22 protein-coding genes, 1 tRNA gene and 1 pseudogene are annotated in these 24,929 nt (G+C 70.0%); 19 read left to right on the forward strand and 5 right to left on the reverse strand.

Annotated elements, in window-relative coordinates; translation table 11 throughout:
* Window positions 1-817: SLC13 family permease (locus FFA01_RS14205; protein ID WP_146856846.1), on the forward strand; the 817-nt coding region annotated here is incomplete at its 5' end.
* An 80-nt stretch (window positions 818-897) separates the two neighbouring features.
* Here FFA01_RS14205 and FFA01_RS14210 read toward each other — a convergent pair.
* Window positions 898-1,611 (reverse strand): annotated as a pseudogene (locus tag FFA01_RS14210) (sugar phosphate isomerase/epimerase family protein); the annotation flags it as partial.
* A gap of 84 nt (window positions 1,612-1,695) precedes the next feature.
* Complete coding sequence (locus FFA01_RS14215; protein ID WP_146856847.1) at window positions 1,696-2,700, reverse strand: magnesium transporter CorA family protein; 1,005 nt, start codon at window positions 2,698-2,700, stop codon at window positions 1,696-1,698.
* 18 nt (window positions 2,701-2,718) lie between these two features.
* On the opposite strand from FFA01_RS14215, the gene FFA01_RS14220 reads away from it, so the two are divergent.
* The 17 genes from FFA01_RS14220 to serA all read left to right on the forward strand — a co-directional run bounded on the left by FFA01_RS14220 (window position 2,719) and on the right by serA (window position 21,740).
* Window positions 2,719-3,501: a fructosamine kinase family protein gene (locus FFA01_RS14220; RefSeq protein WP_244289877.1), complete on the forward strand. Its 783-nt coding sequence runs from the start codon at window positions 2,719-2,721 to the stop codon at window positions 3,499-3,501.
* A 101-nt stretch (window positions 3,502-3,602) separates the two neighbouring features.
* The gene (locus FFA01_RS14225) at window positions 3,603-5,105 is read left to right on the forward strand and encodes an alpha,alpha-trehalose-phosphate synthase (UDP-forming) (protein ID WP_146856849.1); all 1,503 of its coding nucleotides are present in this window, start codon (window positions 3,603-3,605) and stop codon (window positions 5,103-5,105) included.
* Complete coding sequence (gene otsB, locus FFA01_RS14230; protein ID WP_146856850.1) at window positions 5,102-5,881, forward strand: trehalose-phosphatase; 780 nt, start codon at window positions 5,102-5,104, stop codon at window positions 5,879-5,881. Before FFA01_RS14225 ends, otsB begins: the two co-directional genes overlap by 4 nt.
* 138 nt (window positions 5,882-6,019) lie before the next feature.
* On the forward strand, window positions 6,020-9,022 hold the full coding sequence (locus FFA01_RS14235) for a Na+/H+ antiporter subunit A (RefSeq protein WP_146856851.1): 3,003 nt from the start codon (window positions 6,020-6,022) through the stop codon (window positions 9,020-9,022).
* Entirely contained in the window at window positions 9,019-9,537 is a 519-nt protein-coding gene (locus FFA01_RS14240; RefSeq protein ID WP_146856852.1) for a Na(+)/H(+) antiporter subunit C, read from the forward strand. The genes FFA01_RS14235 and FFA01_RS14240 overlap by 4 nt, the downstream gene beginning before the upstream one ends.
* Window positions 9,534-11,165 (forward strand): Na+/H+ antiporter subunit D, encoded by a 1,632-nt coding sequence (locus tag FFA01_RS14245; RefSeq protein ID WP_146856853.1) that lies wholly within the window; start codon window positions 9,534-9,536, stop codon window positions 11,163-11,165. The genes FFA01_RS14240 and FFA01_RS14245 overlap by 4 nt, the downstream gene beginning before the upstream one ends.
* A complete protein-coding gene (locus FFA01_RS14250) occupies window positions 11,162-11,782 on the forward strand; it encodes a Na+/H+ antiporter subunit E (protein WP_146856854.1) in 621 nt (206 codons plus the stop codon). Before FFA01_RS14245 ends, FFA01_RS14250 begins: the two co-directional genes overlap by 4 nt.
* The gene (locus FFA01_RS14255) at window positions 11,779-12,042 is read left to right on the forward strand and encodes an MrpF/PhaF family protein (RefSeq protein ID WP_146856855.1); all 264 of its coding nucleotides are present in this window, start codon (window positions 11,779-11,781) and stop codon (window positions 12,040-12,042) included. The genes FFA01_RS14250 and FFA01_RS14255 overlap by 4 nt, the downstream gene beginning before the upstream one ends.
* On the forward strand, window positions 12,039-12,560 hold the full coding sequence (gene mnhG, locus FFA01_RS14260; RefSeq protein WP_146856856.1) for a monovalent cation/H(+) antiporter subunit G: 522 nt from the start codon (window positions 12,039-12,041) through the stop codon (window positions 12,558-12,560). The genes FFA01_RS14255 and mnhG overlap by 4 nt, the downstream gene beginning before the upstream one ends.
* A gap of 9 nt (window positions 12,561-12,569) precedes the next feature.
* Window positions 12,570-14,282 carry a dihydroxy-acid dehydratase gene (gene ilvD / locus FFA01_RS14265; RefSeq protein ID WP_146856857.1) on the forward strand — a complete coding sequence of 571 codons (1,713 nt, stop codon included), beginning with the start codon at window positions 12,570-12,572 and terminating at the stop codon, window positions 14,280-14,282.
* A 128-nt stretch (window positions 14,283-14,410) separates the two neighbouring features.
* A complete protein-coding gene (locus tag FFA01_RS14270) occupies window positions 14,411-16,288 on the forward strand; it encodes an acetolactate synthase large subunit (RefSeq protein ID WP_146856858.1) in 1,878 nt (625 codons plus the stop codon).
* Complete coding sequence (ilvN, locus tag FFA01_RS14275; protein ID WP_146856859.1) at window positions 16,285-16,791, forward strand: acetolactate synthase small subunit; 507 nt, start codon at window positions 16,285-16,287, stop codon at window positions 16,789-16,791. The genes FFA01_RS14270 and ilvN overlap by 4 nt, the downstream gene beginning before the upstream one ends.
* Window positions 16,792-16,880: 89 nt before the next feature.
* On the forward strand, window positions 16,881-17,906 hold the full coding sequence (gene ilvC, locus FFA01_RS14280; RefSeq protein WP_146856860.1) for a ketol-acid reductoisomerase: 1,026 nt from the start codon (window positions 16,881-16,883) through the stop codon (window positions 17,904-17,906).
* Window positions 17,907-18,006: 100 nt separating this feature from the next.
* Window positions 18,007-19,146 (forward strand): mannitol-1-phosphate 5-dehydrogenase, encoded by a 1,140-nt coding sequence (locus tag FFA01_RS14285; protein WP_146856861.1) that lies wholly within the window; start codon window positions 18,007-18,009, stop codon window positions 19,144-19,146.
* A complete protein-coding gene (locus FFA01_RS14290; protein ID WP_146856862.1) occupies window positions 19,143-19,634 on the forward strand; it encodes a hypothetical protein in 492 nt (163 codons plus the stop codon). Before FFA01_RS14285 ends, FFA01_RS14290 begins: the two co-directional genes overlap by 4 nt.
* The gene (locus FFA01_RS14295) at window positions 19,631-20,014 is read left to right on the forward strand and encodes a hypothetical protein (protein ID WP_146856863.1); all 384 of its coding nucleotides are present in this window, start codon (window positions 19,631-19,633) and stop codon (window positions 20,012-20,014) included. Before FFA01_RS14290 ends, FFA01_RS14295 begins: the two co-directional genes overlap by 4 nt.
* 136 nt (window positions 20,015-20,150) lie before the next feature.
* The gene (serA, locus tag FFA01_RS14300; protein ID WP_146856864.1) at window positions 20,151-21,740 is read left to right on the forward strand and encodes a phosphoglycerate dehydrogenase; all 1,590 of its coding nucleotides are present in this window, start codon (window positions 20,151-20,153) and stop codon (window positions 21,738-21,740) included.
* Window positions 21,741-21,819: 79 nt separating this feature from the next.
* On the opposite strand, the gene FFA01_RS14305 is transcribed toward serA, so the two are convergent.
* A complete protein-coding gene (locus FFA01_RS14305) occupies window positions 21,820-22,455 on the reverse strand; it encodes an MBL fold metallo-hydrolase (RefSeq protein ID WP_146856865.1) in 636 nt (211 codons plus the stop codon).
* A gap of 92 nt (window positions 22,456-22,547) precedes the next feature.
* Between FFA01_RS14305 and FFA01_RS14310 the strand changes: the two genes are divergently transcribed.
* Window positions 22,548-22,623 (forward strand) — tRNA-Glu (locus FFA01_RS14310).
* A gap of 153 nt (window positions 22,624-22,776) precedes the next feature.
* Here the strand turns inward: FFA01_RS14310 and FFA01_RS14315 are convergent.
* Complete coding sequence (locus FFA01_RS14315; RefSeq protein ID WP_146856866.1) at window positions 22,777-23,760, reverse strand: carbohydrate ABC transporter permease; 984 nt, start codon at window positions 23,758-23,760, stop codon at window positions 22,777-22,779.
* Window positions 23,757-24,896, reverse strand: coding sequence for a carbohydrate ABC transporter permease (locus FFA01_RS14320; protein WP_146856867.1), 1,140 nt, complete (start codon window positions 24,894-24,896; stop codon window positions 23,757-23,759). The genes FFA01_RS14315 and FFA01_RS14320 overlap by 4 nt, the downstream gene beginning before the upstream one ends.
* Window positions 24,897-24,929: the final 33 nt, after the last annotated feature.

The following is a 24,929-nucleotide window of genomic DNA, read 5'->3' on the forward strand; positions in this document are numbered from 1 at the left end:
CCCGCCGATGCCGTTCGCGCTGACGACGGTCTGGCTCGCGAACTGCGCGTCGATGCTGCTGCCCGTGTCGAATCTGACCAACCTGCTGGCGCTGCACGAGCTCGGATCGCCGGCCCCCGTCGCCTTCGCGGCGCTCGTCGCCCCCGCCGCCGTGGTCGGGGTCGTCGTGCCGGTCGTCGCCATCGGGGTGCGGTATCGCCGCCAGCTGGTGGGGCGCTTCGAGCCTCCCGAGGCGCAGCCCGCCGACGACCGGGTGCTGTTCGCCGTGGCGGCCGTCGCCACCGGCCTGCTGGTCCCCGCGCTCATCTCCGGGGTCGAGGTGTGGATCCCCGCCGCGGCCGCCGCGCTCGTCCTGGTGCTCGCCACCGCGATCAGGCGCCCCCGGGTCCTCCGCCTCGGGCTGGTGCCGTGGGGCACGCTGCTCTTCGCCGGCGGACTGTTCGCCGTCGTCGAGACCGCGCACTCGCTGGGTCTGGCCGACCTCCTCGGCGCCGTCGTGGGCCAGGGGGAGTCCCTGCCGGACCTGCTGCGTCTGGCCGGGGGCAGCGCCGTCGCCGCGAACGTCGCCAACAACCTGCCGGCCTACCTCGCGCTCGAACCCGTCGCCGGGTCGCCGCTCCGACTCGTCGCCGTGCTGGTCGGCGTCAACATCGGCTGTCTCGTCACTCCCTGGGCGTCGCTGGCGACGCTGCTCTGGCATTCGCGGCTCTCGTCGATGGGCGTCGAGGTGTCCTGGGGCCGGTTCATGCTCGCCGGCCTCGGGATCGCCGTCGTCGCGGTCCCGCTGGCGGTCGTGGCCACGGTGCTCGTGGTCTGACGCGGGACGAGGGGCCCGGTCGCCAGGTGGCGGCGCGCGAACGCGACGGTCCGCCTCAGCAGGTCGACCCGCGCCTCCTCGCCTCGACCGGCGGAGCCGGCGTGCACCTCGGCGACGACCGAGCCGGACCATCCCGAGCGCGACAGGTGCGTGAGCACCTCGGCGACCGGCTGGCCGCCGCGCCCCGGCACGCGGTGCTGGTCGCGCAGGCCTCCCGGCCGCTGCGAGACGAGTCCGTCGGTCAGATGGACGTGCCGCAGGCGCGAACCGAGCGCCAGAGCGAGATCGAGCGCGTCGCGACCGGCGACGGCGGCGTGCGAGAAGTCCAGCGTGGCCGCGTCGACGTCGAAGCCGGAGGGGTCGTGACCCGGTCGGTACACGTCGAGTCCGAGGGGCCCGAGCCGCAGGGGGAACATGTTCTCGACGGCGAGCGCGACCCCGGTGGAGTCGGCGATCTCGCGGACGGAGTCGAGGAACCGGGCCGAGAACGCACGCTGCCAGAGGAACGGCGGATGCACCACGACGGTGGCCGCTCCCAGCCCGGCCGCCAGCTCGGCCGACCGGAGCAGCTTGTCGTGCTGGTCGCGTCCGAACGTGAAATGGGCGATCGGCAGCACGGGGGCGTGGACCGACAGCACGGGCAGCCCCCACCGGGCCGAGGAGGCGCGGAGCAGATCGAGACGGCGAGTGCCGCGATCGGCGGTCACCATCACCTCGACGCCGTCGAAGCCGGTGAGCCGGGCGAGGCGGAAGGCCTCGTCGGTCGACATCGGGAAGACGCAGGACGTGCTCATTCCGACCGTGATCACGCGGCCAGGCTACTTTCGCCGCCTCCGCTCAGCCGGGCTCGCGAGGTGAACAGTTCGCGAACGACGCGGTCACAGCCAGTCGCGTCGCTTGAACTGCCACCAGAGCAGGCCGCCGATGGCCACGATCAGGACGCACGACGTCACGAAGCCGACGGGGGACTGGAACCCGGGATACGGCACGTTCTGACCGTAGAACCCCGTGATCGCCGTCGGCACGGCGATGATCGCCGCCCAGCTCGTCACCTTCTTCATGATCAGGTTCATCCGGTTCGACTGCAGGTTGAGGTTCGTGTCGAGGATCGTCGAGACCAGGTCGCGCAGCGAGTCGTTCTGCTCCGACACCCGGAGCACGTGGTCGTACACATCCTGGAAGTACGGCTGCATGTCGGCGTCGACCTCCTTCAGGTCGCGACGCAGCAGCGTGTTGAGCACCTCGCGCATGGGCGACGACACGCGACGCAGCTGGACGAGGCTCTTGCGCAGCGCGAACGAGCGCTTCTGCACGTCGAGCGTGCGCGGCCTCGGATCGAAGAGATCGTCGGCGATGCCCTCGATCTCGTCGTCGAGGGCGTCGGTGGCGTCGAAGTGCCGGTCGACCACGCAGTCGAGGAGACCCCAGAGCAGATAGGTCACGCCGTGCGCGGAGAGGTCGCGGTTGTCGTCGTACGTCCTCTCGAGGCGCGACACGTCGAACTCCGGATGGTGGATCGTCACGAGCGCCCGCGAGGTGACGAACGCCTTGACCTCGCTCGTGGAGAGCACACCCGACTCGCGGTCGAAGTCCACGTCGTAGAGGGCGGTGAACAGGTGGCCGTCGTAGCGGTCGATCTTCGGCCGCTGGCCGTCCTGCAGGGCGTCCTCGACCGCCAGCTCGTGGAGCCCGAGCTCGTCCTCCAGCTCGGTGAGGTCCGACTCCGACGGGTCGGTGAAGTCGACCCAGACGACGCAGCCCTCCTTCTCGAGATGGTCGCTGACCTCGGCGAGCGGGAACCCGTGGGCGATCAGCTCGCCGTCCCGGTAGGCCCTCGTGCTGGTCGTGGTGCCGCTCGTGCGGGCGGGACGCGTGTCGGTCATGAGGCGCATGCTATTCCCGTGAGCCCGTACACGAAGCAGCGCCCGGACGCCCCCGACGGATTCTTCGAGGCCGAGGCGGCCGGGCTCGCCTGGATCGCCGAGGCGGTGCCCCGAGGAGGCGCGCGGGTCGTCGGCGTGCAGGCCGCGTCCCCGGGACGCATCGACCTCGACACCGTGCACGAGGTCCGACCGACCCGCGAGGCGGCCCGCGCGTTCGGGGCCGCGCTCGCCGTGACCCACGGGACCGGCGCGGAGGCCTTCGGCGCGCCTCCTGCGGGGTACGACGGGCCGTGCTTCATCGGCCGGCGTCCGCTCACGGTCGTGCCGACCGACGCCTGGGGCCGGTTCTACGCCGAGCAGCGGGTGCTGCCCTACGCCGAGGCCGCCGCGGACGCGGGGAACCTCGACCCCGCCGGGCTCCACACCGTCCGGCGCGTCTGCGATGTCGTCGCCGGCGGGGCGTTCGACGACGACGAGCCCCCGGCGCGGCTGCACGGCGACCTGTGGGGCGGCAACGTGCTGTTCGACGACGGGGGAGCGGTCCTCATCGACCCGGCCGCCCACGGGGGTCATCGCGAGACCGACCTCGCCATGCTGGCCCTGTTCGGGCTGCCCCACCTCCAGGACGTGCTCGAGGGGTACGACGAGCGAGCGCCGCTGCGCGAGGGGTGGCGGAGGCGGGTCCCGCTGCACCAGCTGCACCCGTTGGCGGTGCACGCCGCCGGGCACGGTCCGAGCTACGGCTCGGCGCTCGTCCGGGCCGCCGAGGCGACGCTGCGCGAGGTGCGCGGCCGGTCGTGAGCCCCCCGGGGTACGCCCTCCCCGAGTCGGCCGCGAGCGCCGCTGATAATCTGGCCGTCCCGCGCCCGTGCGGGCGATCCGATCGGAGCTGACCCACCCCCATGCCTGACTCTTCCGAACGTTACGGCTTCGTCGTCGTCTCCAACCGCCTCCCCGTCGACCGTGTGATCGCCGAGGACGGCAGCGCCAGCTGGCAGCACTCGCCCGGCGGTCTCGTGACGGCGCTCGAGCCCGTGATGCAGGCCAACGACGGTGCGTGGGTCGGCTGGGCGGGCCAGCCCGACCTCGAGTTCGAGCCGTTCGTCGACCAGGGCATCTCGATCGTGCCGGTCCCGCTCAGCGCCGAGGAGGTCCAGCGCTACTACGAGGGCTTCAGCAACGACACGCTCTGGCCGCTGTACCACGACGTCATCGCCGCCCCCACGTACCACCGGGTCTGGTGGGAGGCCTACGTCCAGGTCAATCAGCGATTCGCCGACCGCGCCGCCGAGATCACCGAGGAGGGCGGCACGATCTGGGTGCAGGACTACCAGCTGCAGCTCGTCCCCAAGATGCTGCGCGAGATCCGGCCCGACGTGACCATCGGCTTCTTCAACCACATCCCGTTCCCGCCGCTCGGCATCTTCTCGCAGCTCCCGTGGCGCAAGCAGATCCTCGAAGGGCTGCTCGGCGCCGACGTGATCGGGTTCCAGCGCGCCGACGACGCCTCGAACTTCTCCCGCGCCGTCCGGCACCTGCTGGGCCACGCCACGACCCGGCCCTACATCGAGGTGCCCGTCGACGACGAGTCCGCGCCGGTGTCGCGCCGGGGCAAGAAGGTCCGTCGCGTCCTCGCCAAGCACTTCCCGATCTCGATCGACGCGGCGAGCTACGAGGAGCTCGCCGCCCGACCCGACATCCAGGCGCGGGCCCGCGAGATCCGCGAGGGCCTCGGCAACCCCAAGACGGTGATGCTCGGCGTCGACCGGCTCGACTACACCAAGGGCATCCGGCACCGGATGAAGGCCTTCGGCGAGCTCCTCGCCGACGGTCGTCTGAGCGTCGAGGACGCCACGCTCGTCCAGGTCGCGAGCCCGAGCCGGGAGCGCGTCGAGACCTACAAGCTGCTGCGCGACGAGATCGAGCTGACGGTGGGGCGCGTGAACGGCGACTACGCGACGATGAGCCACACGGCGATCAGCTACCACCACCACGGCTATCCCCGTGAGGAGATGGTGGCCCTCTACCTCGCCGCCGACATCATGCTCGTGACCGCGCTGCGCGACGGCATGAACCTGGTGGCGAAGGAGTACGTGGCGGTCCGCCGCGACAACGACGGCGTCCTCGTGCTGAGCGAGTTCGCCGGCGCCGCCGACGAGTTGAAGAGCGCGATGCTGATCAACCCGCACGACATCGGCGGCATGAAGAACACCATCATGCGGGCGATCGAGATGCCGAAGCGCGATCGGACCACGCGGATGCGCGCGCTCCGGCGCCGGGTGCTCGACAACGACGTCGCCAAGTGGTCCGCGTCCTTCCTGCAGGCCCTCGAGAACGTGCGGCCGGGGCAGCAGATCACGCCCGCGCCCGCGACCACCACCACCACCGACGGGAGCCCCGAATGACCTCCGACGACCCCCGCGCCCTCTCCGACGCGCTCGGACGGCTCGCGACGACCCCGCGCCTCCTCGTCGCCCTCGACTTCGACGGCACGCTCGCTCCCGAGGTCGACGCCCCGATGGAGGCACGGGCCCTGCCCGACGCCCTCGTCGCGATCCGCCGACTGGCGGCCGCCGACGGCACTCACGTGGCGCTGGTCTCCGGCCGCGACCTCGCGTCGCTCAGCGCGATCAGCGAGACCCCCGACGAGGTCCTGCTCGTCGGTTCGCACGGGATCGAGGTGCGCGTCGACGGCCATGAGACGTCGCTCACCGACGACGAGGTCGACGCCCGTCGTCGGCTGTCCGAGGCCGTGCACGCCGCGGCCGCCGGTCACGACGAGGTCTTCGTGGAGGAGAAGCCCGCCGGCCTCGCGCTGCACACCCGGCTGGCCGACGAGGCGACGACGACGGCCGTCCACTCCGCGGCCCGCCGCGCCGTGGACGAGCTCGACGGCATCCACGAGCGCACGGGCAAGAACGTGCTCGAGTTCGCGGTCCGCCCCACGGGCAAGAACGACGGCATCGACCGTCTCCGGGACATCGTCGGGGCGACCGGCGTGCTCTACGCCGGAGACGACGTCACCGACGAGGACGGCTTCCTGGCGCTGGGCGACGGCGACCTGGCGCTGAAGGTCGGTCCGGGCGAGTCCCGTGCCGGGTACCGGGTCGCCGACCCGCAGGCCGTGGCGGCACTGCTGCTCGAACTGGCCGAACTGCGCGAGCACCTCGGACATGCCTGACCGGGAATAGACCCCGGGCCGGTCATTGCGGTTCTGGGCATTCTCAGGTGACCGCAAGGTAGTCTGGACTCTCCGCCCGACTCCCCGCGCCCGCTCATCCCGATCGGCTGACGAGGTCGCAAGCCGACGGAGGTCTCCTTGATCGTAGCTCTGACAGCGTTCGCCGTGGCGGCCGTGATCGTGGCCTCGATCGGCCGCCGGCTCGGGTCGTCGCTGTTCGTCTGGGCCTCGATCGTGCCGTTCACGGCCTTCGTCTTCACCGCCCTCCAGGGGCCGGCCGTGCTCTCCGGCGACGTGCCCGAAGAGACCGTCCCGTGGATCCCGCAGCTCGCGATCTCGCTCACGCTGCGGATGGACGTCCTCGCCTGGGTCCTGGCGCTCGTCGTGACCGGCGTGGGCGGTCTCGTCCTCGTCTACTGCGCCCGGTACTTCAAGCACGACGAGAAGGGCCTCGCGCGGTTCGCGGCCGTCCTCGTGGCCTTCGCCGGCGCCATGTACGGCCTCGTCACGAGCGACGACGTCTTCGTCCTGTTCGTCTTCTGGGAGGCCACCAGCGTCTTCTCGTACCTGCTGATCGGCCACTACACGTCGAAGCAGGCCAGCCGCGGCGCTGCGCTCCAGGCCCTCATCGTCACCACCGCCGGCGGCCTCGCGATGCTCGTCGGGCTCGTGATCCTGGCCGTCCAGGGCGGGACGAGCTCGCTGTCCGAGCTCGTCGAGGCGCCCCCGTCGGGCACCGCCGTCACCGTCGCGGTCGTGCTCGTGCTGGTCGGCGCCCTCTCGAAGTCGGCCCTCGTCCCGTTCCACTTCTGGCTGCCGGCCGCGATGGCCGCGCCGACTCCGGTCAGCGCCTACCTGCACGCCGCCGCGATGGTCAAGGCGGGCATCTACCTCGTGGCCCGCCTGGCGCCGGGCTACCACGACTCTCCCGGCTGGCAGGAGATCATCGTCACGGTCGGCGTCGTGACCATGCTCCTCGGCGGATACCGTGCGCTGCGTCAGCACGACCTGAAGCTCGTGCTCGCCTACGGCACGGTCAGCCAGCTGGGGTTCCTCACCATCGTGGTCGGCTTCGGCACGCGCGACGCCGCCCTCGCGGGGCTCGCTCTCCTGGTGGCGCACGCGCTCTTCAAGTCGACGCTCTTCCTGGTGGTCGGCGTGATCGACCACCGCACCGGCACGCGCGATCTGCGGAAGCTCAGCGGCCTCGGGCGTCAGGCGCCGGTCCTGCTCGTCGTGACGATCCTGGCCCTCGCGTCCATGGCCGGCGTGCCGCCCACCTTCGGCTTCGTGGCGAAGGAGGCCGTTCTCACGGCCCTCCTGCACGACGCCGAGACCGGCTCGTCCTGGGGCGTCATCGCCCTCGTCGGGGTCGTCGTCGGGTCGATCCTGACCACCGCCTACAGCCTCCGGTTCCTCTGGGGCGCCTTCGCCCGCAAGGCGGGCGTCGAGCCCGTCCACTTCGTCCGCGAGCACATCGACTTCCTGCTGTCCCCGGTCGTGCTCGCCCTCGCCGGCCTCGCGCTCGGCCTGGTCGCGCACCCGATCGACCCGGTCTTCGCCCGCTACGCCGACACGCTGCCCGCGGGCGCAGGCGAGCACGAGCCCTACTACCTGGCTCTCTGGCACGGTCTCGAGCCGGCCCTCGGCCTCACCGCGATCTCCCTCGGGGTCGGTGCGCTGCTCTTCTGGCAGCGCGACCGCGTCTTCCGTGTGCAGAAGGCCGTCTCCTTCCTCCCGCGCGCCTCCGACGGCTACGTCACGATCATGGCGGCGATCGACCGCACGGCGTCGCGCACGACGGCCACGACCCAGCGCGGGTCGCTGCCGTTCTACCTCTCGACCATCCTCACCGTCTTCATCGCGTCGTCCATCGTCACGCTGTCGCTCAACCGGACCTGGCCGAGCACCGCCGTGCTCTTCGACTACCCGTCGCAGCTCGCCATCGGCGCGCTCATGATCATCGGGGCCATCGCGGCCGCGTGGTCGAACAAGCGGTTCCAGGCGGTCGTGCTGGTCGGCGTCACCGGCTACGGCATGGCGGCCCTGTTCGCCCTGCACGGCGCACCCGACCTGGCGCTCACCCAGGCGCTGATCGAGACCATCACCCTCATCGCGTTCGTCCTGGTCCTGCGGCGACTGCCCGCACGACTCGGCGACCGCAACGGCCGCACCCATCGCGTCGCCCGCGCCGTGATCGGCGTCGCGGTGGGCTCGGTCATGGCGGCCATCGCCGTCGTCGCGCTCGGCGCGCGACCGGGCGAGACGATCTCGGGGGCCTTCCCCTCCCTCGCCGTCGACGGCGGTCACGGGAAGAACGTCGTCAACGTCACCCTGGTCGACATCCGCGGCTGGGACACCATGGGCGAGATCGCGGTGCTCATCGTCGCGGCCACCGGCGTGGCGAGCCTGGTCTTCATCACCTCGCGCGCCGACATCCTCCCGCGCCCCGAGCGTCGGACGCGCGCCCAGCGCTTCATGGCCCGGGTGCGGCCCCTGCGCGAGCCCGCCCCGGTCGTGCCCGAGGGCGGATCGGCCGTGCAGATCGGCGACAGCACCGAGGGCGATCGTCGGGCGTGGCTGCTGGCCGGGCGGAAGCTGGCGCCGCAGAACCGGTCCATCCTGCTCGAGGTCGTGGTCCGCCTCATCTTCCACGCGATCATCATCGTGTCGATCTACCTGCTCTTCGCGGGCCACAACACCCCGGGCGGAGGGTTCGCCGGAGGTCTCGTCGCGGGCTTCGCCTTCGTCGCGCGGTACCTCGCGGGCGGCCGTTACGAGCTCGGTGCCGCGGCGCCGCTCGACGCCGGCAAGCTGCTCGGCGCCGGTCTGCTCACCGTGGCGGCGACGGCGCTGGTCCCGCTCTTCTTCGGAGTCGACGCCCTGACGTCGACCTGGTTCGAAGGCGAGCTGCCCCTGCTCGGCCATCTCGAGTTCGTCACCTCGACGTTCTTCGACATCGGCGTCTACCTCGTGGTGGTCGGACTCGTGCTCGACGTCCTCCGCAGCCTGGGGGCCGAGGTCGACCGTCAAGAAGAGGAGGACGCCTTCGGCCACCCGAGCGAGGTGTCCGAACCCGTCGACGAGACCGTGCCCGTCTCGGTCTCCGGACCGACCCCGACCGACGGAGGTCGCGCATGAGCGTCTCGCTCGTCCTCATCGTCGTGATGGCCGCGCTCTACGCGTGCGGCGTGTACCTGCTGCTCGAACGCAGCATGACGCGCGTGCTGCTCGGGTTCCTCCTCGTCGGCAACGCCACGAACATCCTGATCCTGATCATGTCGGGCCGTCGAGGCGCCGCGCCGATCGTCGACGGACAGGCCCCTCCCGTCGACTTCGCCGATCCCCTCCCGCAGGCGTTCGTGCTCACCGCGATCGTCATCACCTTCGGCATCTCGGCGTTCATGCTCGCGTTGATCTACCGCTCGTGGCGGCTCGCCCAGGGCGACACCCTCGCCGACGACGCGGAAGACCTCGAGATCGGGCGCCGCGGTGTGCCGGCCGAAGACGAAGCCGAACAGGGCGACGGCGACGACGAGGCCGGAGGGGACACCGAGTTCGGCGACCGGGCCGAGGCCGCCGTCCCCGCCGATCCGCCCCGGCGCGATCCCTCCCACCACGACACCCCCCGACGCGACGAGAGCGAGAACGCATGAGCTACCTCGTCCCCCTCGTCGTCCTGATCCCGCTGCTCGGTGCGGGCGCTGCGCTCATCACCGGACGCCGACCCCGGATGCAGTCGATCCTGTCGATCGTCGCGCTCGGCCTGGTCGTGGTCATCAGCCTCGTGCTGCTGGTCGTCGTCGACACCCAGGGCGCGATCGCCGTGCAGGTCGGGGGCTGGGAGGCTCCCTTCGGCATCACCCTCGTGGTCGACCGCCTGGCCGCCCTGATGCTCAGCATCTCGTCCATCGTGCTGCTCGCCGTCTTCGTCTTCTCGGTCGGTCAGGGGCAGGCCGACGGCGACGGCGAAGCGCCGGTGTCGATCTACAACCCGACGTACCTCATCCTGGCGACCGGCGTCTTCAACGCCTTCATCGCCGGCGACCTCTTCAACCTCTACGTGGGCTTCGAGATCCTGCTCGTGGCGAGCTACGTCCTCATCACACTGGGAGGCACCGAGCAGCGGATCCGGGCGGGGGTCGTCTACATCGTCGTCAGCCTGGTGTCGTCCGTGCTCTTCCTCGCGTCGATCGCGATGATCTACGGGGCTCTCGGAACGGTGAACATCGCCGACATCGCTCAGAAGATGGACACCATCCCGCCCGACGTCCAGACGATCATCCACGTCATGCTGCTCACGGCCTTCGGCATCAAGGCCGCCATCTTCCCGCTCTCGTTCTGGCTGCCCGACTCGTACCCGACGGCCCCCGCACCGGTCACCGCGGTGTTCGCCGGACTGCTGACCAAGGTGGGCGTCTACGCCATCATCCGCACCGAGACCGTGCTCTTCGTCGAGAGCAACGTGAACGTGTATCTGCTGATCATCGCCCTGCTGACGATGGTGGTCGGGATCCTGGGCGCGGTCGCCCAGGCCGACATCAAGCGGCTGCTCTCCTTCACGCTCGTCAGTCACATCGGTTACATGATCTTCGGCATCGCCCTGGGCACGGTCGAGGGGCTGGCGGCCACGATCTACTACGTCGTGCACCACATCACCGTGCAGACCACGCTCTTCCTGGGGGCGGGGTTGATCGAACGCCGTGGCGGGACGGCGTCCATCACCCGGCTCGGGGGGCTCCTCAAGGCGGCCCCGGTCGTGGCTGTGCTCTTCTTCATCCCCGCGCTCAACCTGGGCGGCATCCCGCCGTTCTCCGGCTTCATCGGCAAGGTGGCGCTCTTCGAGGCGGGAGCGCGTCTGAACGACCCCCTCGTCTACGTGCTGATCGGGGCGGGCGCGCTCACCTCGCTGCTCACCCTCTATGCGCTCATGCGGGCCTGGAACCTCGCGTTCTGGCGCCCGAAGAGCGACGTCGACGACCACGAGTCGCCCTTCACGGAGCATCTCGAAGAGGCCCCCGGGCGCGTGGCCGTGCAGCAGAAGCGGGCGAACCCGCGGACGATGGTGGGCGCCACGGCGGGCATGGTGCTCGTCTCGCTCGTCCTGACCTTCGCGGCCGGACCGCTCTACGGCGTCGCGGAGCGCGCCGCGGGCCGGGTCTACGGCTCGAACGAGTACGTGCAGCTGGTCTTCCCCTCGGGCGAGGGCGACAGCAACACCGACACGTCCGTCCCGGCTCCCACACCCGCCGGCGGTCCGATCGACGACGGGAGCGCACCATGACCGGCCGGCCGACCCGAGGCGAGGTCGGACGCAGCTTCGCCCGGCAGATCCCTCTGCTGGTCGGGCTCGTCGTCCTCTGGATGTGTCTCTGGAACCAGTTCACGGTGCTGGCCTTCGTCACCGGGGTCGCCGTCGCCGTGCTCGTGACCCGGGTGTTCTTCCTCCCCCCGGTCGAGTTGAGCGGCCGCTTCAACGTGTGGTTCGCCCTGGTGTTCCTCGGTCACTTCCTCGTCGACCTCGTCCGGGCCTCCGTCCAGGTCGCCTGGCAGGCCGTCCGGCCCCGCGGCGTCGACTCGAACGCGATCGTCGCCGTCCAGCTGCACACGCGCTCCGACTTCATCATGACGCTCGTGGCCGAGGCGATCTCCCTCGTGCCCGGCTCGCTCGTGGTCGAGGCCGACCGGGAGCGATCGATCCTGTACCTCCACGCCCTCGCCGTCGACGACGCCGCGGGTGTCGAGAGCGTCCGGTCCGGCGTGCTCGTCGTCGAGAAGCGCCTCGCCAAGGTCCTCGGCAGCGGGGACGACCTCCGCCGCATCGCCGAGGGCACTCCGGCCGCCGCCGAGGTGCACGACCCGATCACCCCGTCCTCGTCCTCCGAAGGAGGCCCCTCGTGACCGTCGTCGCCTACGTCGTGGGTGCGCTGTTCGCCTTCGCCGGACTCGCCTCCGTGATCCGGATCGTGCGCGGCCCGTCGATCCTCGACCGCATGATCGCCTCCGACATGCTCCTGACCACTCTCATCTGCGTGCTCGCGGCCGACATGGTCTTCAACGGGCACACCCGCACGATCCCCGTGATCATCGTGCTCGCCCTGTCGGCGGTGTTCGGCTCGATCACGGTCGCGCGCTACGTCTCGAAGCAGGACCCGTCATGATCTCCGACACGGCCTACGACGTCGCCGCCTCCGTCCTGCTGATCGCCGGCGCCCTGCTCTCGCTGGCCGCCGGGATCGGGCTCCTCCGCTTCCCCGACGCCCTGTCCCGGATGCACGCCGCGACGAAGCCGCAGATCTTCGGCCTGATCCTCGTGCTGGCGGCCATCGCCCTCGACCAGCACACGGTCGGGACCATCGCCTCGCTGCTGGTCGTCCTCGTCTTCCAGATGCTGACGGCACCGATCTCGGCGCACATGATCGGCCGCGCCGGGTACCGCAACGGCGACCTCCGACGCGACCAGCTCGTGGTCGACGAGCTCGAGGAGGCGGTCGCGCGCGCGGCGGGCGAGCTCGCCGACACGGCCGACGGCGACGACGCCGACATCGACGCGGGCGACCTCCCCGTCGGCTCGGCCGACGCCCTCGCCGTCGAGATGGATCGGGTTCGCGACCCCGCTCACGACGCCGACGGCGACGGGGGGCCCGGAGTGGACCGAAGACGCGGCGCCACGCCCTAAACTCGACCCATGCCAGAGAAGGACACCCAGGCCGAGATCGACATCAAACCCCGGAGCCGCGTCGTCACCGACGGGATCGAGGCCACCACGTCACGGGGCATGCTCCGTGCGGTGGGAATGGGCGACGAGGACTGGGACAAGCCCCAGATCGGCATCGCCAGCAGCTGGAACGAGATCACCCCCTGCAACCTCTCGCTCGACCGCCTCGCGCAGGGCGCCAAGGAGGGCGTCCACTCGGGCGGGGGATACCCGCTGCAGTTCGGCACCGTGTCGGTGTCCGACGGCATCTCGATGGGACATGAGGGCATGCACTTCTCGCTCGTCTCGCGCGAGGTCATCGCCGACAGCGTCGAGGTGGTCATGAACGCCGAGCGGCTCGACGGCTCCGTGCTGCTGGCCGGCTGCGACAAGTCCCTGCCGGGCATGCTCATGGCCGCGGCGCGACTCGATCTCGCCAGCGTGTTCCTCTACGCGGGCAGCGTCGCCCCCGGCTGGGTCAAGCTGAGCGACGGCACCGAGAAGAACGTCACGATCATCGACTCGTTCGAAGCGGTCGGCGCCTACAAGGCCGGCAACATGAGCGACGACGACCTCAAGGCGATCGAGTGCGCGATCGTCCCCGGCGAAGGCGCCTGCGGCGGCATGTACACGGCCAACACGATGGCCAGCGTCGCCGAGGCGCTCGGCATGAGCCTGCCCGGCTCGGCTGCGCCGCCCTCGGCCGACCGCCGTCGCGACTACTTCGCCCACCGCTCGGGCGAGGCCGTCGTCAACATGCTGCGCCTCGGCATCACGACCCGCGACATCCTGACCAAGAAGGCCTTCGAGAACGCGATCGCCGTGGCCATGGCCTTCGGCGGTTCGACCAACGTCGTGCTGCACCTCCTGGCGATCGCCTACGAGGCCGAGGTCGACCTCACCATCGACGACTTCAACCGCATCGGTGACACGGTGCCGCACATCGGCGACCTGAAGCCCTTCGGCAAGTACGTCATGAACGACGTCGACCGCATGGGCGGAGTGCCCGTCGTCATGAAGGCACTGCTCGACGCCGGTCTCCTGCACGGCGACTGCCTCACCGTGACCGGCAAGACCGTCGCCGAGAACCTCGAGGCGATCCAGCCGAAGCCGCTCGACGGAGAGGTCCTGCGCACGCTCGACAACCCGATCCACGCGACCGGCGGGCTCACGGTCCTCAGCGGTTCCATGGCCCCCGAGGGCGCGGTCGTCAAGACGGCCGGCTTCGACGCCTCGGTCTTCGAGGGACCCGCGAAGGTCTTCGAACGCGAGCGCGGTGCCATGGACGCCCTCACCGAGGGGCGGATCGAGGCCGGCGACGTCGTCGTCATCCGCTACGAGGGCCCCAAGGGCGGCCCCGGCATGCGCGAGATGCTCGCCATCACGGCGGCGATCAAGGGCGCGGGGCTCGGAAAAGATGTACTACTCTTGACGGACGGACGATTCTCAGGCGGCACAACCGGCCTGTGCATCGGCCACATAGCACCCGAAGCGGTCGACTCCGGTCCGATCGCCTTCGTGCGCGATGGTGATCTGATTCGGGTCGATATCGCTGCTCGCTCGATCGACCTACTCGTCGATCCGGCTGAGCTGGAATCCCGCCGCGACGGCTGGGAGCCCCTCCCTCCGCGTTACACCCGCGGTGTCCTCGCCAAGTACGCACGCCAGGTCCGCTCCGCCGCGGAAGGCGCCGTCACCTACTAGGCCCCCGCGACCGCGGCGGCCCGCATCGAGACGGACCGCCGCGGCTCCCCGCCAGGGTCGGGCCACGGCCGTCGTCGGGCGACACCCGTCATCACCGTCCCATCATCACGAAGAGGAAATCGGCACTGATGCCTCCTGAAGCGACGCCCCTCCCCGGAGCCACGACCCGCGCCTCCGCCCGGGACACCAGCACGACGTCCCGACCCGTCCTGACGGGTTCGGGAGCGATCCTCAAGTCCCTCGAGCATCTCGGGGTCACCGACGTCTTCGGCCTGCCCGGCGGCGCCATCATCCCGTTCTACGACGAGCTCATGGCCTCGACGGCGATCCGGCACATCCTGGTCCGGCACGAGCAGGGCGCCGGACACGCGGCCGAGGGCTACGCCGCCGCCTCCGGCAGGGTGGGGGTCGCCATCGCGACCTCCGGCCCCGGGGCGACGAACCTCGTGACCGCGATCGCGGACGCCTACATGGACTCGGTGCCGCTCCTGGCCATCACCGGGCAGGTCTTCTCGACCCTCATGGGGACCGACGCGTTCCAGGAGGCCGACATCGTCGGCATCACGATGCCGATCACGAAGCACTCGTTCCTCGTCACGAAGCCCGAGGACATCCCCGCCACTCTCGCCGCGGCCTACCAGATCGCCAGCACGGGCCGGCCCGGCCCGGTGCTCGTGGACATCACCAAGGACGCCCAGCAGAACAGTGCCCCGTTCGTCTGGCCGCCCGTGGTCGATCTGCCGGGCTACCGTCCGGTGACCAAGGCCCACGGGAAGCAGATCACGGCGGCGGCGCAGCTGATCGCCGACGCCAAGCAGCCCGTATTTTACGTGGGCGGCGGCGTGATCCGCGCCGAGGCCTCGGCGGAGCTCAAGGCCCTCGTCGAGCTGACCGGCGCCCCGGTCGTCACCACCCTGATGGCGCGCGGCGCGTTCCCCGACTCCCACGCTCAGCACCTCGGCATGCCCGGCATGCACGGCACCGTCCCCGCCGTGCTCGGCCTGCAGGAGAGCGACCTGATCATCGCCCTCGGCGCTCGTTTCGACGACCGCGTCACCGGCAAGGCCGATCTCTTCGCGCCGAACGCCAAGGTGGTGCACGTCGACATCGACCCCGCCGAGATCTCGAAGATCCGCATCGCCGACGTCCCGATCGTCGGCGACGCCAAGGTCGTCATCCCCGACCTGACCAGCGCCTTCGCCGAGGTCACCGGAGGCGTCCGCCCCGACATCTCCGCCTGGTGGGAGCACCTCGACGGACTGCGCGAGCAGTTCCCGCTCGGCTACACCGAACCCGACGACGGCCTGCTCTCCCCGCAGGCGATCATCCAGCGGATCGGACAGCTCACCGGTCCCGAGGCCGTCTACGCCTCCGGCGTCGGCCAGCACCAGATGTGGTCGGCGCAGTTCATCCAGTACGAGCGTCCGCACGCCTGGTTGAACTCGGGAGGCGCGGGCACGATGGGCTACTCGGTCCCGGCCGCCATGGGCGCCAAGGTCGCGCAGCCCGACCGCGTGGTGTGGGCGATCGACGGCGACGGCTGCTTCCAGATGACCAATCAGGAGCTCGCCACCTGCGTCATCAACGACATCCCGATCAAGGTCGCGATCATCAACAACTCGTCGCTCGGCATGGTGCGGCAGTGGCAGACCCTGTTCTACGAGGGCCGCCACTCGTTCACCGACCTCAACACGGGCCACGAGACCCGCATGGTGCCCGACTTCGTCAAGCTGGCCGACGCGTACGGGGCGCTGGGCATCCGGGTCACCCGCGAAGACGAGGTCGACGCGGCGATCCAGCTCGCCCTCGCCACCAACGATCGACCGGTCGTCATCGACTTCGTGGTCAGCCGCGACGCCATGGTCTGGCCGATGGTGCCCCAGGGGGTCTCGAACTCCGAGATCCAGCACGCCCGTGCCCTCGCCCCCGAGTGGGACGACGAGGCGCCCGGCAGCAGCGCGTCGGACACGACCCGCGACGGAGACATGACCGGAGAACACGCATGAGCCACGTCCTGTCCCTGCTCGTCGAAGACAAGCCCGGCCTGCTGACCCGCGTCGCGGGCCTCTTCGCCCGACGCGGCTTCAACATCGAGAGCCTCGCCGTCGGCAAGAGCGAGATCGAGGGGCTCAGCCGCATCACGGTCGTCGTCGACGTGGAGGAGCTCCCGCTCGAGCAGGTCACCAAGCAGCTGAACAAGCTGATCAACGTGATCAAGATCGTCGAGCTCGACTACTCGCAGTCGGTCCAGCGGGAGCACCTGCTGATCAAGGTCCGGGTCGACAACACGACCCGGTCGCAGGTGCTCGAGGCCGTGACGCTCTTCCGCGCCAGCGTCGTCGACGTCTCGACCGACGCCCTCGTCATCGAGGTCACGGGCGACACCGGCAAGACCACCGCCCTGCTGCGGGTCCTCGAGCCGTACGGCATCAAGGAGATCTCTCAGTCGGGCCTGCTGGCCATCGGCCGCGGCGCCAAGTCGATCACCGACCGCGTCTTCAAGAACTAGACCGGCGGGGCGCGGTCGACCCGCGCCTCCCCGGCATCGATCCATCCACCGACACCGACATCCGTCGACAACCGAGGAGAAGCACCACTGTGACTGAAATCGTCTACGACAACGACGCCGACCTGTCGATCATCCAGGGCAGGAAGGTCGCCGTCATCGGCTACGGCTCGCAGGGTCACGCCCACGCGCTGAACCTCCGCGACTCGGGCGTCGAGGTCGTCGTCGGCCTCAAGGAGGGCTCTAAGAGCCGTGCCAAGGCCGAGGAGGCCGGCTTCACCGTGCTGACTCCGGCCGAGGCCTCGGCCTGGGGCGAGGTCATCGTGATCCTCGCGCCCGACCAGGTCCAGCGTCACGTCTACGCCGACGACATCGCGCCGAACCTCGCGGACGGCAAGGCCCTGGTCTTCGGCCACGGCTTCAACATCCGCTTCGGCTACATCGAGGCGCCCGAGGGCGTCGACGTCGTGCTCGTCGCCCCCAAGGGTCCGGGTCACACGGTCCGCCGCGAGTTCGAGGCCGGCCGCGGCGTGCCGGTCATCGTCGCCGTCGAGAAGGACGCCTCGGGCGCCGCCTGGGACCTCGCCTGGTCGTACTCCAAGGGCATCGGCGGCCTTCGCGCCGGCGGCATCAAGACCACCTTCACCGAAGAGACCGAGACCGATCTCTTCGGCGAGCAGGCCGTGCTCTGCGGCGGCACGTCGCAGCTGATCCAGTACGGATTCGAGACCCTCACGGAGGCGGGCTACCAGCCGCAGATCGCCTACTTCGAGGTGCTCCACGAGCTCAAGCTGATCGTCGACCTGATCTGGGAGGGCGGCCTGGCCAAGCAGCGCTGGTCCGTCTCCGACACCGCCGAGTACGGCGACTACGTCTCCGGCCCCCGGGTCATCACGCCCGACGTCAAGGACAACATGAAGGCCGTCCTCGCCGACATCCAGTCGGGCGCCTTCGCGAAGCGCTTCATCGAGGACCAGGACGCCGGCGCCCCCGAGTTCACGGCGCTCCGCAAGAAGGGCGAGGAGCACCCCATCGAGGCCACCGGCCAGGAGCTGCGCGCCCTCTTCGCCTGGAAGCAGCAGGACAGCGACTACGTGGACGGCAGCGCCGCGCGCTGACCCGCGTCGTCTCCCGACCACCCGAGAGGGCCCCGCACCACCCGGTGCGGGGCCCTCTCGGCGTCCGACCGGCGGGCGTCGTCATGGCATGATCTAAGGCATGGCTCAGAGCAAGAAAGCAGTGCACTTCGGCGCCGGCAACATCGGACGCGGCTTCGTCGCCCAGTTCCTCCACGCGAGCGGCTACGAGGTCGTCTTCGCCGATGTGAACGACGACCTGATCGGCTCGCTGCAGGCGCAGTCGTCCTTCGAGGTCCACGAGGTCGGCGAAGACAGCCGCACCACGGTCGTCGACGGGTACCGAGCGATCAACAGCCGGTCCGACGAGGAGGCCCTGGTCGCCGAGATCGCGACCGCCGACATCGTCACGACGGCCGTCGGCGCGCGCATCCTGCCGTTCGTGGCCCCGGTCATCGCCAAGGGCCTGGCCCAGCGCTCCGCCGACCGTGCGCCGCTCGCGGTCATCGCCTGCGAGAACGCCATCAACGCGACCGACTCGCTCGCCGCGGCCGTGCGCGAGCACGTCCCCGCCGCCGACGCCGTCTTCGCCAACTGCGCCATCGACCGCATCGTCCCCGAGCAGGCGGGCGGCACCCTCGACGTCACGATCGAGTCGTTCTTCGAATGGGTCGTCGAGAGCACGCCGTTCGGCGACGCCCGCCCCGACATCCAGGGCGTCACCTGGGTCGCCGATCTCGAGCCGTTCATCGAGCGCAAGCTCTTCACGGTGAACACCGCGCACGCCGCGGCGGCCTACCACGGGTTCCGCAAGGGGCTCGCGAGCATCCGCGAGGCCCTCGACGACGCCGAGGTCATGACCGAGGTCCGCGGCGTCCTCGCCGAGACCAAGTCGCTCCTCGTGGCGAAGCACGGGCTCGACGCCGACGAGCAGCAGGCCTACATCGAGAAGAACCTCGTCCGCATCGCCAACCCCCACCTGCCGGACACGACCGAGCGGGTCGGCCGCAATCCTCTGCGGAAGCTCAGCCGTCACGAGCGCTTCGTCGGCCCGGCGTCACAGCTGGCCGAGCGGGGGATGACCTCCGACGCCCTCGTCCGTGCCGTCCGCGCCGCCCTCGACTTCTCCGTGCCCGACGACGTCGAGAGCGTCGAGCTCCAGGCCCTGCTGACCTCCGGACTCGACGTCGGCGAGCTGACGACCACCCTCACGGGCGTCCTGGCGGACCACCCGCTCTTCCCGGCCCTGCGCGACGCGGTGGCCGACAAGACCTCGGCATGACGCCCCGCGGCCCGTCCGCGACGGACCCGGACGAGACCGACCACGGCCGCCCCGACGTGGCCTCCGCCGTGGGCGACGACGACGCCCTGAGCTGGGGCGACGAGCGCGACGCCAGCCACGTCGACGGACCGCCGCGAGCGTCCCTTCGCGTCGACGCGAGCGATGCCACCGAGGACGACGGCGAACAGGCCTCCGGTTCGATGAGCTCGGCGTCGCTGGTGGCGCACGGGGTCCTGGGCGGCGTCTTCCTGCTCTCCACGGTCGGCTGGATCGCGCTCTCGGCTCGTTTCGCCTACACCTTCAGCACCGTCGTCGCGACGGGCCTCTGGCGGCTGGGCGTGATCCTCGCGATCGTCGCGCCGCTCCTCTGGTTCCTCTCGTCGATCGTGCTCGTGCCCGCCTCCCGGGGGCGTCGTCGCATCATGGTCATGGTGATCGGCGCCCTGGTGGTCGCGCCGTGGCCGCTGCTGATCGGGGTGGGCGCATGAGCGCGACGTCTCGGCAGCCGGACCGGGCGACCGGCCGGCGCCGCGCCTCCCTCGTGCTGTTCACGGCCATCGCCGTGCTGTTCGGTCTCCTGTACGCGTACGACCTGTACGAGGCCGTCACGAACCTCGTATCGGTGCCCGGCGAGGCGCGCTACGCCAACAACGACTTCTACGCCGAGAACGGTCTCGACGGTCTCGTCGCGTCGCCCCCCTGGGCGGCCCTGGTGGCCAACGTCGCCCTGCCGCCCGTGACCTACGTCGTGGCGTTCCTGCTCGCGCGTCGACGACGGCTGCCGGTCGTCGCGCTGATCATGGTCGCGGGACTCGCCGCCTCCGCGGCGCTCAGCCTCTCGATCACGGCGTACGTGCAGAGCGTCTGAGCGGTCGGCGCGCCCCGCGGGCACCTGCACGTCACACGCACGTCACACGGCGGGGGAGTCGATAGGCTGACGGCAGCCGCGCCCACGGCGCGTCGCGGCCGTCCCCCCGAACTCTCTCTTTAAGGACATCGTCTCCGTGGCAAAGCCCGTCGTGTTGATCGCAGAAGAACTCTCACCCGCAACCGTCGAGGCCCTCGGGCCCGACTTCGACGTCCGGTCGGTCGACGGCACGGACCGCCCGGCGCTCCTCGCAGCCCTCTCGGAGGCGCAGGCCGTGCTGGTCCGTTCCGCGACCCAGATCGACGCCGAGGCCATCGCCGCCGCCCCAAACCTCAAGGTCGTCGCCCGGGCCGGCGTCGGTCTCGACAACGTCGACACCAAGGCCGCGACGACGGCGGGCGTCATGGTGGTCAACGCCCCGACCTCGAACATCATCTCGGCGGCCGAGCTCACGGTGGGTCACATCCTGAGCCTCGCCCGTCACATCCCCGCCGCCCACGCCGCCCTCGCCCAGGGGCAGTGGAAGCGCTCCAAGTACACCGGCGTGGAGCTCTACGAGAAGACCGTCGGCATCATCGGGCTCGGCCGCATCGGAGCCCTCATCACGGCCCGTCTGCAGGCGTTCGGCGTCGACGTCGTCGCCTACGACCCCTACGTCACCCCGGCCCGGGCGCAGCAGCTCGGCGTCACGCTGCTGTCGCTCGACGACCTGCTGGCCACGGCCGACTTCGTGACGATCCACATGCCGAAGACGCCCGAGACGACCGGCATGATCGGCCTCGAGCAGATGAAGGCCATGAAGAAGACCGCGTTCGTCGTGAACGTCGCCCGTGGCGGTCTGATCGACGAAGACGGTCTCTACGAGGCGCTGACCACCGGCGAGATCGCCGGCGCCGGTCTCGACGTCTTCGTCTCGGAGCCGCCCGTCGACCAGAAGCTGCTCGGCCTCGAGAACGTGGTCGTGACGCCCCACCTCGGCGCGTCGACGGACGAGGCGCAGGAGAAGGCCGGCGTCTCGGTCGCGCGCTCGGTGCGCCTGGCCCTCGGCGGCGAGCTCGTGCCCGACGCCGTCAACGTCGCCGGTGGCGTCATCGACCCCTACGTCCGCCCGGGCATCCCGTTGGTCGAGAAGATCGGTCAGGTCTTCTCCGGCCTGGCCGACAGCCCGCTGACCAGCGTCGACGTCGAGGTGCGCGGCGACCTCGTCGAGTACGACGTCAGCGTCCTCAAGCTCGCGGCGTTGAAGGGCATCTTCACCAACATCGTCAGCGAGTCCGTCAGCTACGTGAACGCCCCCCTGCTCGCCGAGCAGCGCGGCATCACGGTGCGTCTGCTCACCGACCCCGCCAGCGACGAGTACCGCAACGTCATCACGCTGCGCGGCTCGCTGAGCGACGGCTCGCAGATCTCGGTGTCGGGCACCCTCACCGGCACGAAGCAGGTCGAGAAGATCGTTGAGATCAACGGCTACGACGTCGAGGTCCCGCTCGCCGCGCACCACATCGTCATGGTCTACGGCGACCGCCCCGGCATCGTGGCCGTGTACGGTCGCGAGTTCGGCGACGCCGGCATCAACATCGCGGGCATGCAGATCGCCCGGCGGAGCGCCGGCGGACAGGCGCTCAGCGTCCTGACCATCGACAGCCCGGCACCCGACGACCTCGTCGAGAAGGTCCGGGTGGCCATCGACGCGCAGCTGCTGCGCGAGATCGACATCACGCTCTAGCCCCTCCGCGACGAACCGCCCCGACGCCCGCCTCGCAGCCGGCGTCGGGGCGGTTCGTCGTCGCGGACGCGCCCCGGCGTCAGATCTCGATGGACTCGTGGGCGGCGAGCCGGACCGCGTCGCCGCCGGCCGTCCGGGCGCTGGCCCGCATGCGGTCGAAGTGCATCGCGAGGCCCGGCTCCGAGAGCGTCTGCTCGTGCGTCGGGAACGTCAACGCCGGCCTGACCGCGGCGACGTAGTCGATCACCTCGGCGACCTTGAGCCAGGGAGCGCCGACCGGGGTGGCGAGCACCGGGACGGGGACGGGTGGCACCGTGAACTGGTCTCCCGGGTAGAAGAGGGTGCCGTCGACGAGGACGCCGACGTTGTCGATCACCGGGATACTCTCGTGGATGACCGCGTGGCGGGTCCCGAAGAAGGCGAGGGTGAACGGGCCGACCTCGACGCTGTCGCCGTCGGTCACGACGTGCACGTCGAACGCCTCCGCGGCTGCGGCGACCCCAGCGGGCCCATGGATCGTCGCCCCGGGGTTCGACGCGAGGAGGTGGGTGAGCTGGTCGGGGGTCCAGTGATCGGCGTGCTCGTGGGTGATCACGATGGCGTCGACGTCCTGCAGATCCATCAGGGGAGAGGTGAACGAGCCCGGGTCGACGACGAGCCGACGCCCGTCCTTCTCGATGATGAGGCAGGCGTGTTCGAGTTTCGTCAAGCGCATGACGCCGACTGTACGCCGACGCCCACGACACGCGCGCACCTCGATTTGTGCCGGGCTTCGAGCCTGTGGCATACTCGACGAGTTGCAAATACGGCCCCATCGTATAGCGGCCTAGTACGTCGCCCTCTCACGGCGGTAACACGGGTTCGAATCCCGTTGGGGTCACCAGCATCACCACGAAACCGCCCGGCATCCGCCGGGCGGTTTCGTCGTTCCGGCGTGCGCCGTCGTCGCATCGCACCGTGTCCCGGATGCCCACGGAGAAGGCCCCGACGGCGTCGTGTCGACGTCGTCGGGGCCTCCCGCACGCTGCACCGTGGATCAGCCCTTCGTGGCTCCGGCCAGCAGGCCCCGGACGAAGAACCGCTGCAGGGCGAAGAACACGATCAACGGCACGATGATGGAGATGAACGCGCCCGCGGTGAGAAGCTCCCACGACTGGCCGTACGAGCCCGAGAGGTCCTGGAGGGCCTTGGTGATCGGCAACCCCTGCCCCGAGGTGAAGACCGTCGCCACGAGCAGGTCGTTCCACACCCAGAGGAACTGGAAGATCCCGAAGGAGGCGATCGCCGGCATCGACAGGGGCAGCACGATCCGGAAGAAGACCTGGCCGTGGCCGGCTCCGTCCATGCGCGCCGCCTCGATGACCTCGGCGGGGATCTCCGAGATAAAGTTGTGCAGCATGAAGATCGCGAGCGGGAGCGCGAAGATCGTGTGCGCGATCCACACCTTGGCGAACGAGCCGTCGAGGCCGTTCACCCCGAGGCCCGGCAGGATGTACAGGCCTCCGATGCGCAGCCCGTCCGAGAACAGGCGCAGCAGCGGCACGAGCGCCATCTGGATCGGCACGATCTGCAGGGCGAACACGAGCACGAACATCGTGTTGCGACCCTTGAAGTCGATCCAGGCGAACGCGTAGGCGGCGAGGCTGGCGATGGTGATGGGGATGAGAGCCGCCGGCAGGGTGATGACCAACGAGTTCAGGAAGGCCTTGCCGAGGGTGAGGCTGTCGCCCGAGTTCAGTGCGTTGGCGTAGTTGTCGAGCGTGAAGCCGGGGTTGGCGAAGACCGTCCACCAGCCGGTCGTCTTGATGTCGTTCGCCGGTCGGAACGACGAGATGAAGAGTCCGGCGGTGGGCAGGGTCCAGATCACGGCGATCACGAGGGCGGCGATGGTGGCCCCGCGGCTCGTGGTGCCCTTCTTGAGCTTGCCGCTCGAGCTCTCGATCTTCGCGACGCCTCGCTTGAGCTGGCTCTCGGTGCCCGAGCCGACCGAGACCCCGATCGGGGTGGGGGTGGCGCTCATCGGATCTCCCTCTGCTTCTGGATCTGGCGGGCGTTGTAGATGACGATCGGCAGGACGAGGACGAACAGGATGACGGCCAGGGCCGAGCTGTAACCCGTGCGGCTGCCGAGCTGGAACTGCCGGACCATCTCGAAGGCGAGGATCGTGGTGTCGTTGCGGCCTCCGGTCATGGCCGAGACGATGTCGTAGACCTTCAGCGAGGCGATCGAGATGGTCGTCAGCACGACGATGATCGTCGTGCGGATGCCCGGCACCGTGATGTGACGGAACGCCTGGAACCCGTTGGTGCCGTCGAGCGACGCCGCTTCGAGCTGCTCGGCGGGGACACCCTTGATCGCTGCGGAGAGCACGGTCATGGCGAACCCGGCCTGGGTCCAGATGAGCACGATCACCAGCAGGAGGGTGTTCCAGGGCTCGAGACCGAGCCAGTCGACGGGCTGGCCGCCGAAAGCGACGAGGATGCCGTTCAGCAGGCCGATCTGCTCGCCCTGGCGGATGTCGTAGAAGAACTTGAAGATGATGGAGGCGCCGACGAACGAGATCGCCATCGGCATGAACACCAGCAGCTTGAGGAACTTCTCGCCGCGGCTCTTGTCGATGAACACCGCGTAGGCGAGACCGATCGCCGTGGCCGTGATCGGGGCCAGCAGCACCCAGATCAGGGTGTTGCCGAATGCGGTGAGTCCGTCGGGGCTCGTGAAGACCCAGACGAAGTTGTCGAGGCCGGCGAAGCCCGAGCCGTCGTTCTTCATGAAGGCCTGCCCGGCCGTGGTGATCGTCGGGTAGATCAGACCGATGATCAGGAAGAACACCGCCGGCGCCATGAAGGCGATCAATTGCAGCGAGTACCCGGCTCCGCGCTTGGAGCGGTAGTCGAGCAGGAAGAGACCGCCGCCGAGGACGGCGGCGATCGCGGCGACCCAGATGACCGAGTTGTAGAGGCCGAACACGAGGAGCACCACCACCGGGACGACGACGCAGACGGCGAGTCGGAGGATCGTGTACAGCCGGCCTCGCCGGGGGGCGAACTCGACGAAGACCAGCACGAGGCCGACCAGGGCCGTGAAGGCCAGGAGGATCAGAGGTATCTGGGCCAGGGGCGGGATTCCCGCCAGCCACTGGAAGAAGCTGGACATCGCTGTCCTTTCGGGTACGGGTCTGGGGACGGG

The organism is Frigoribacterium faeni (assembly GCF_007988805.1).
Classification (GTDB): domain Bacteria; phylum Actinomycetota; class Actinomycetes; order Actinomycetales; family Microbacteriaceae; genus Frigoribacterium; species Frigoribacterium faeni.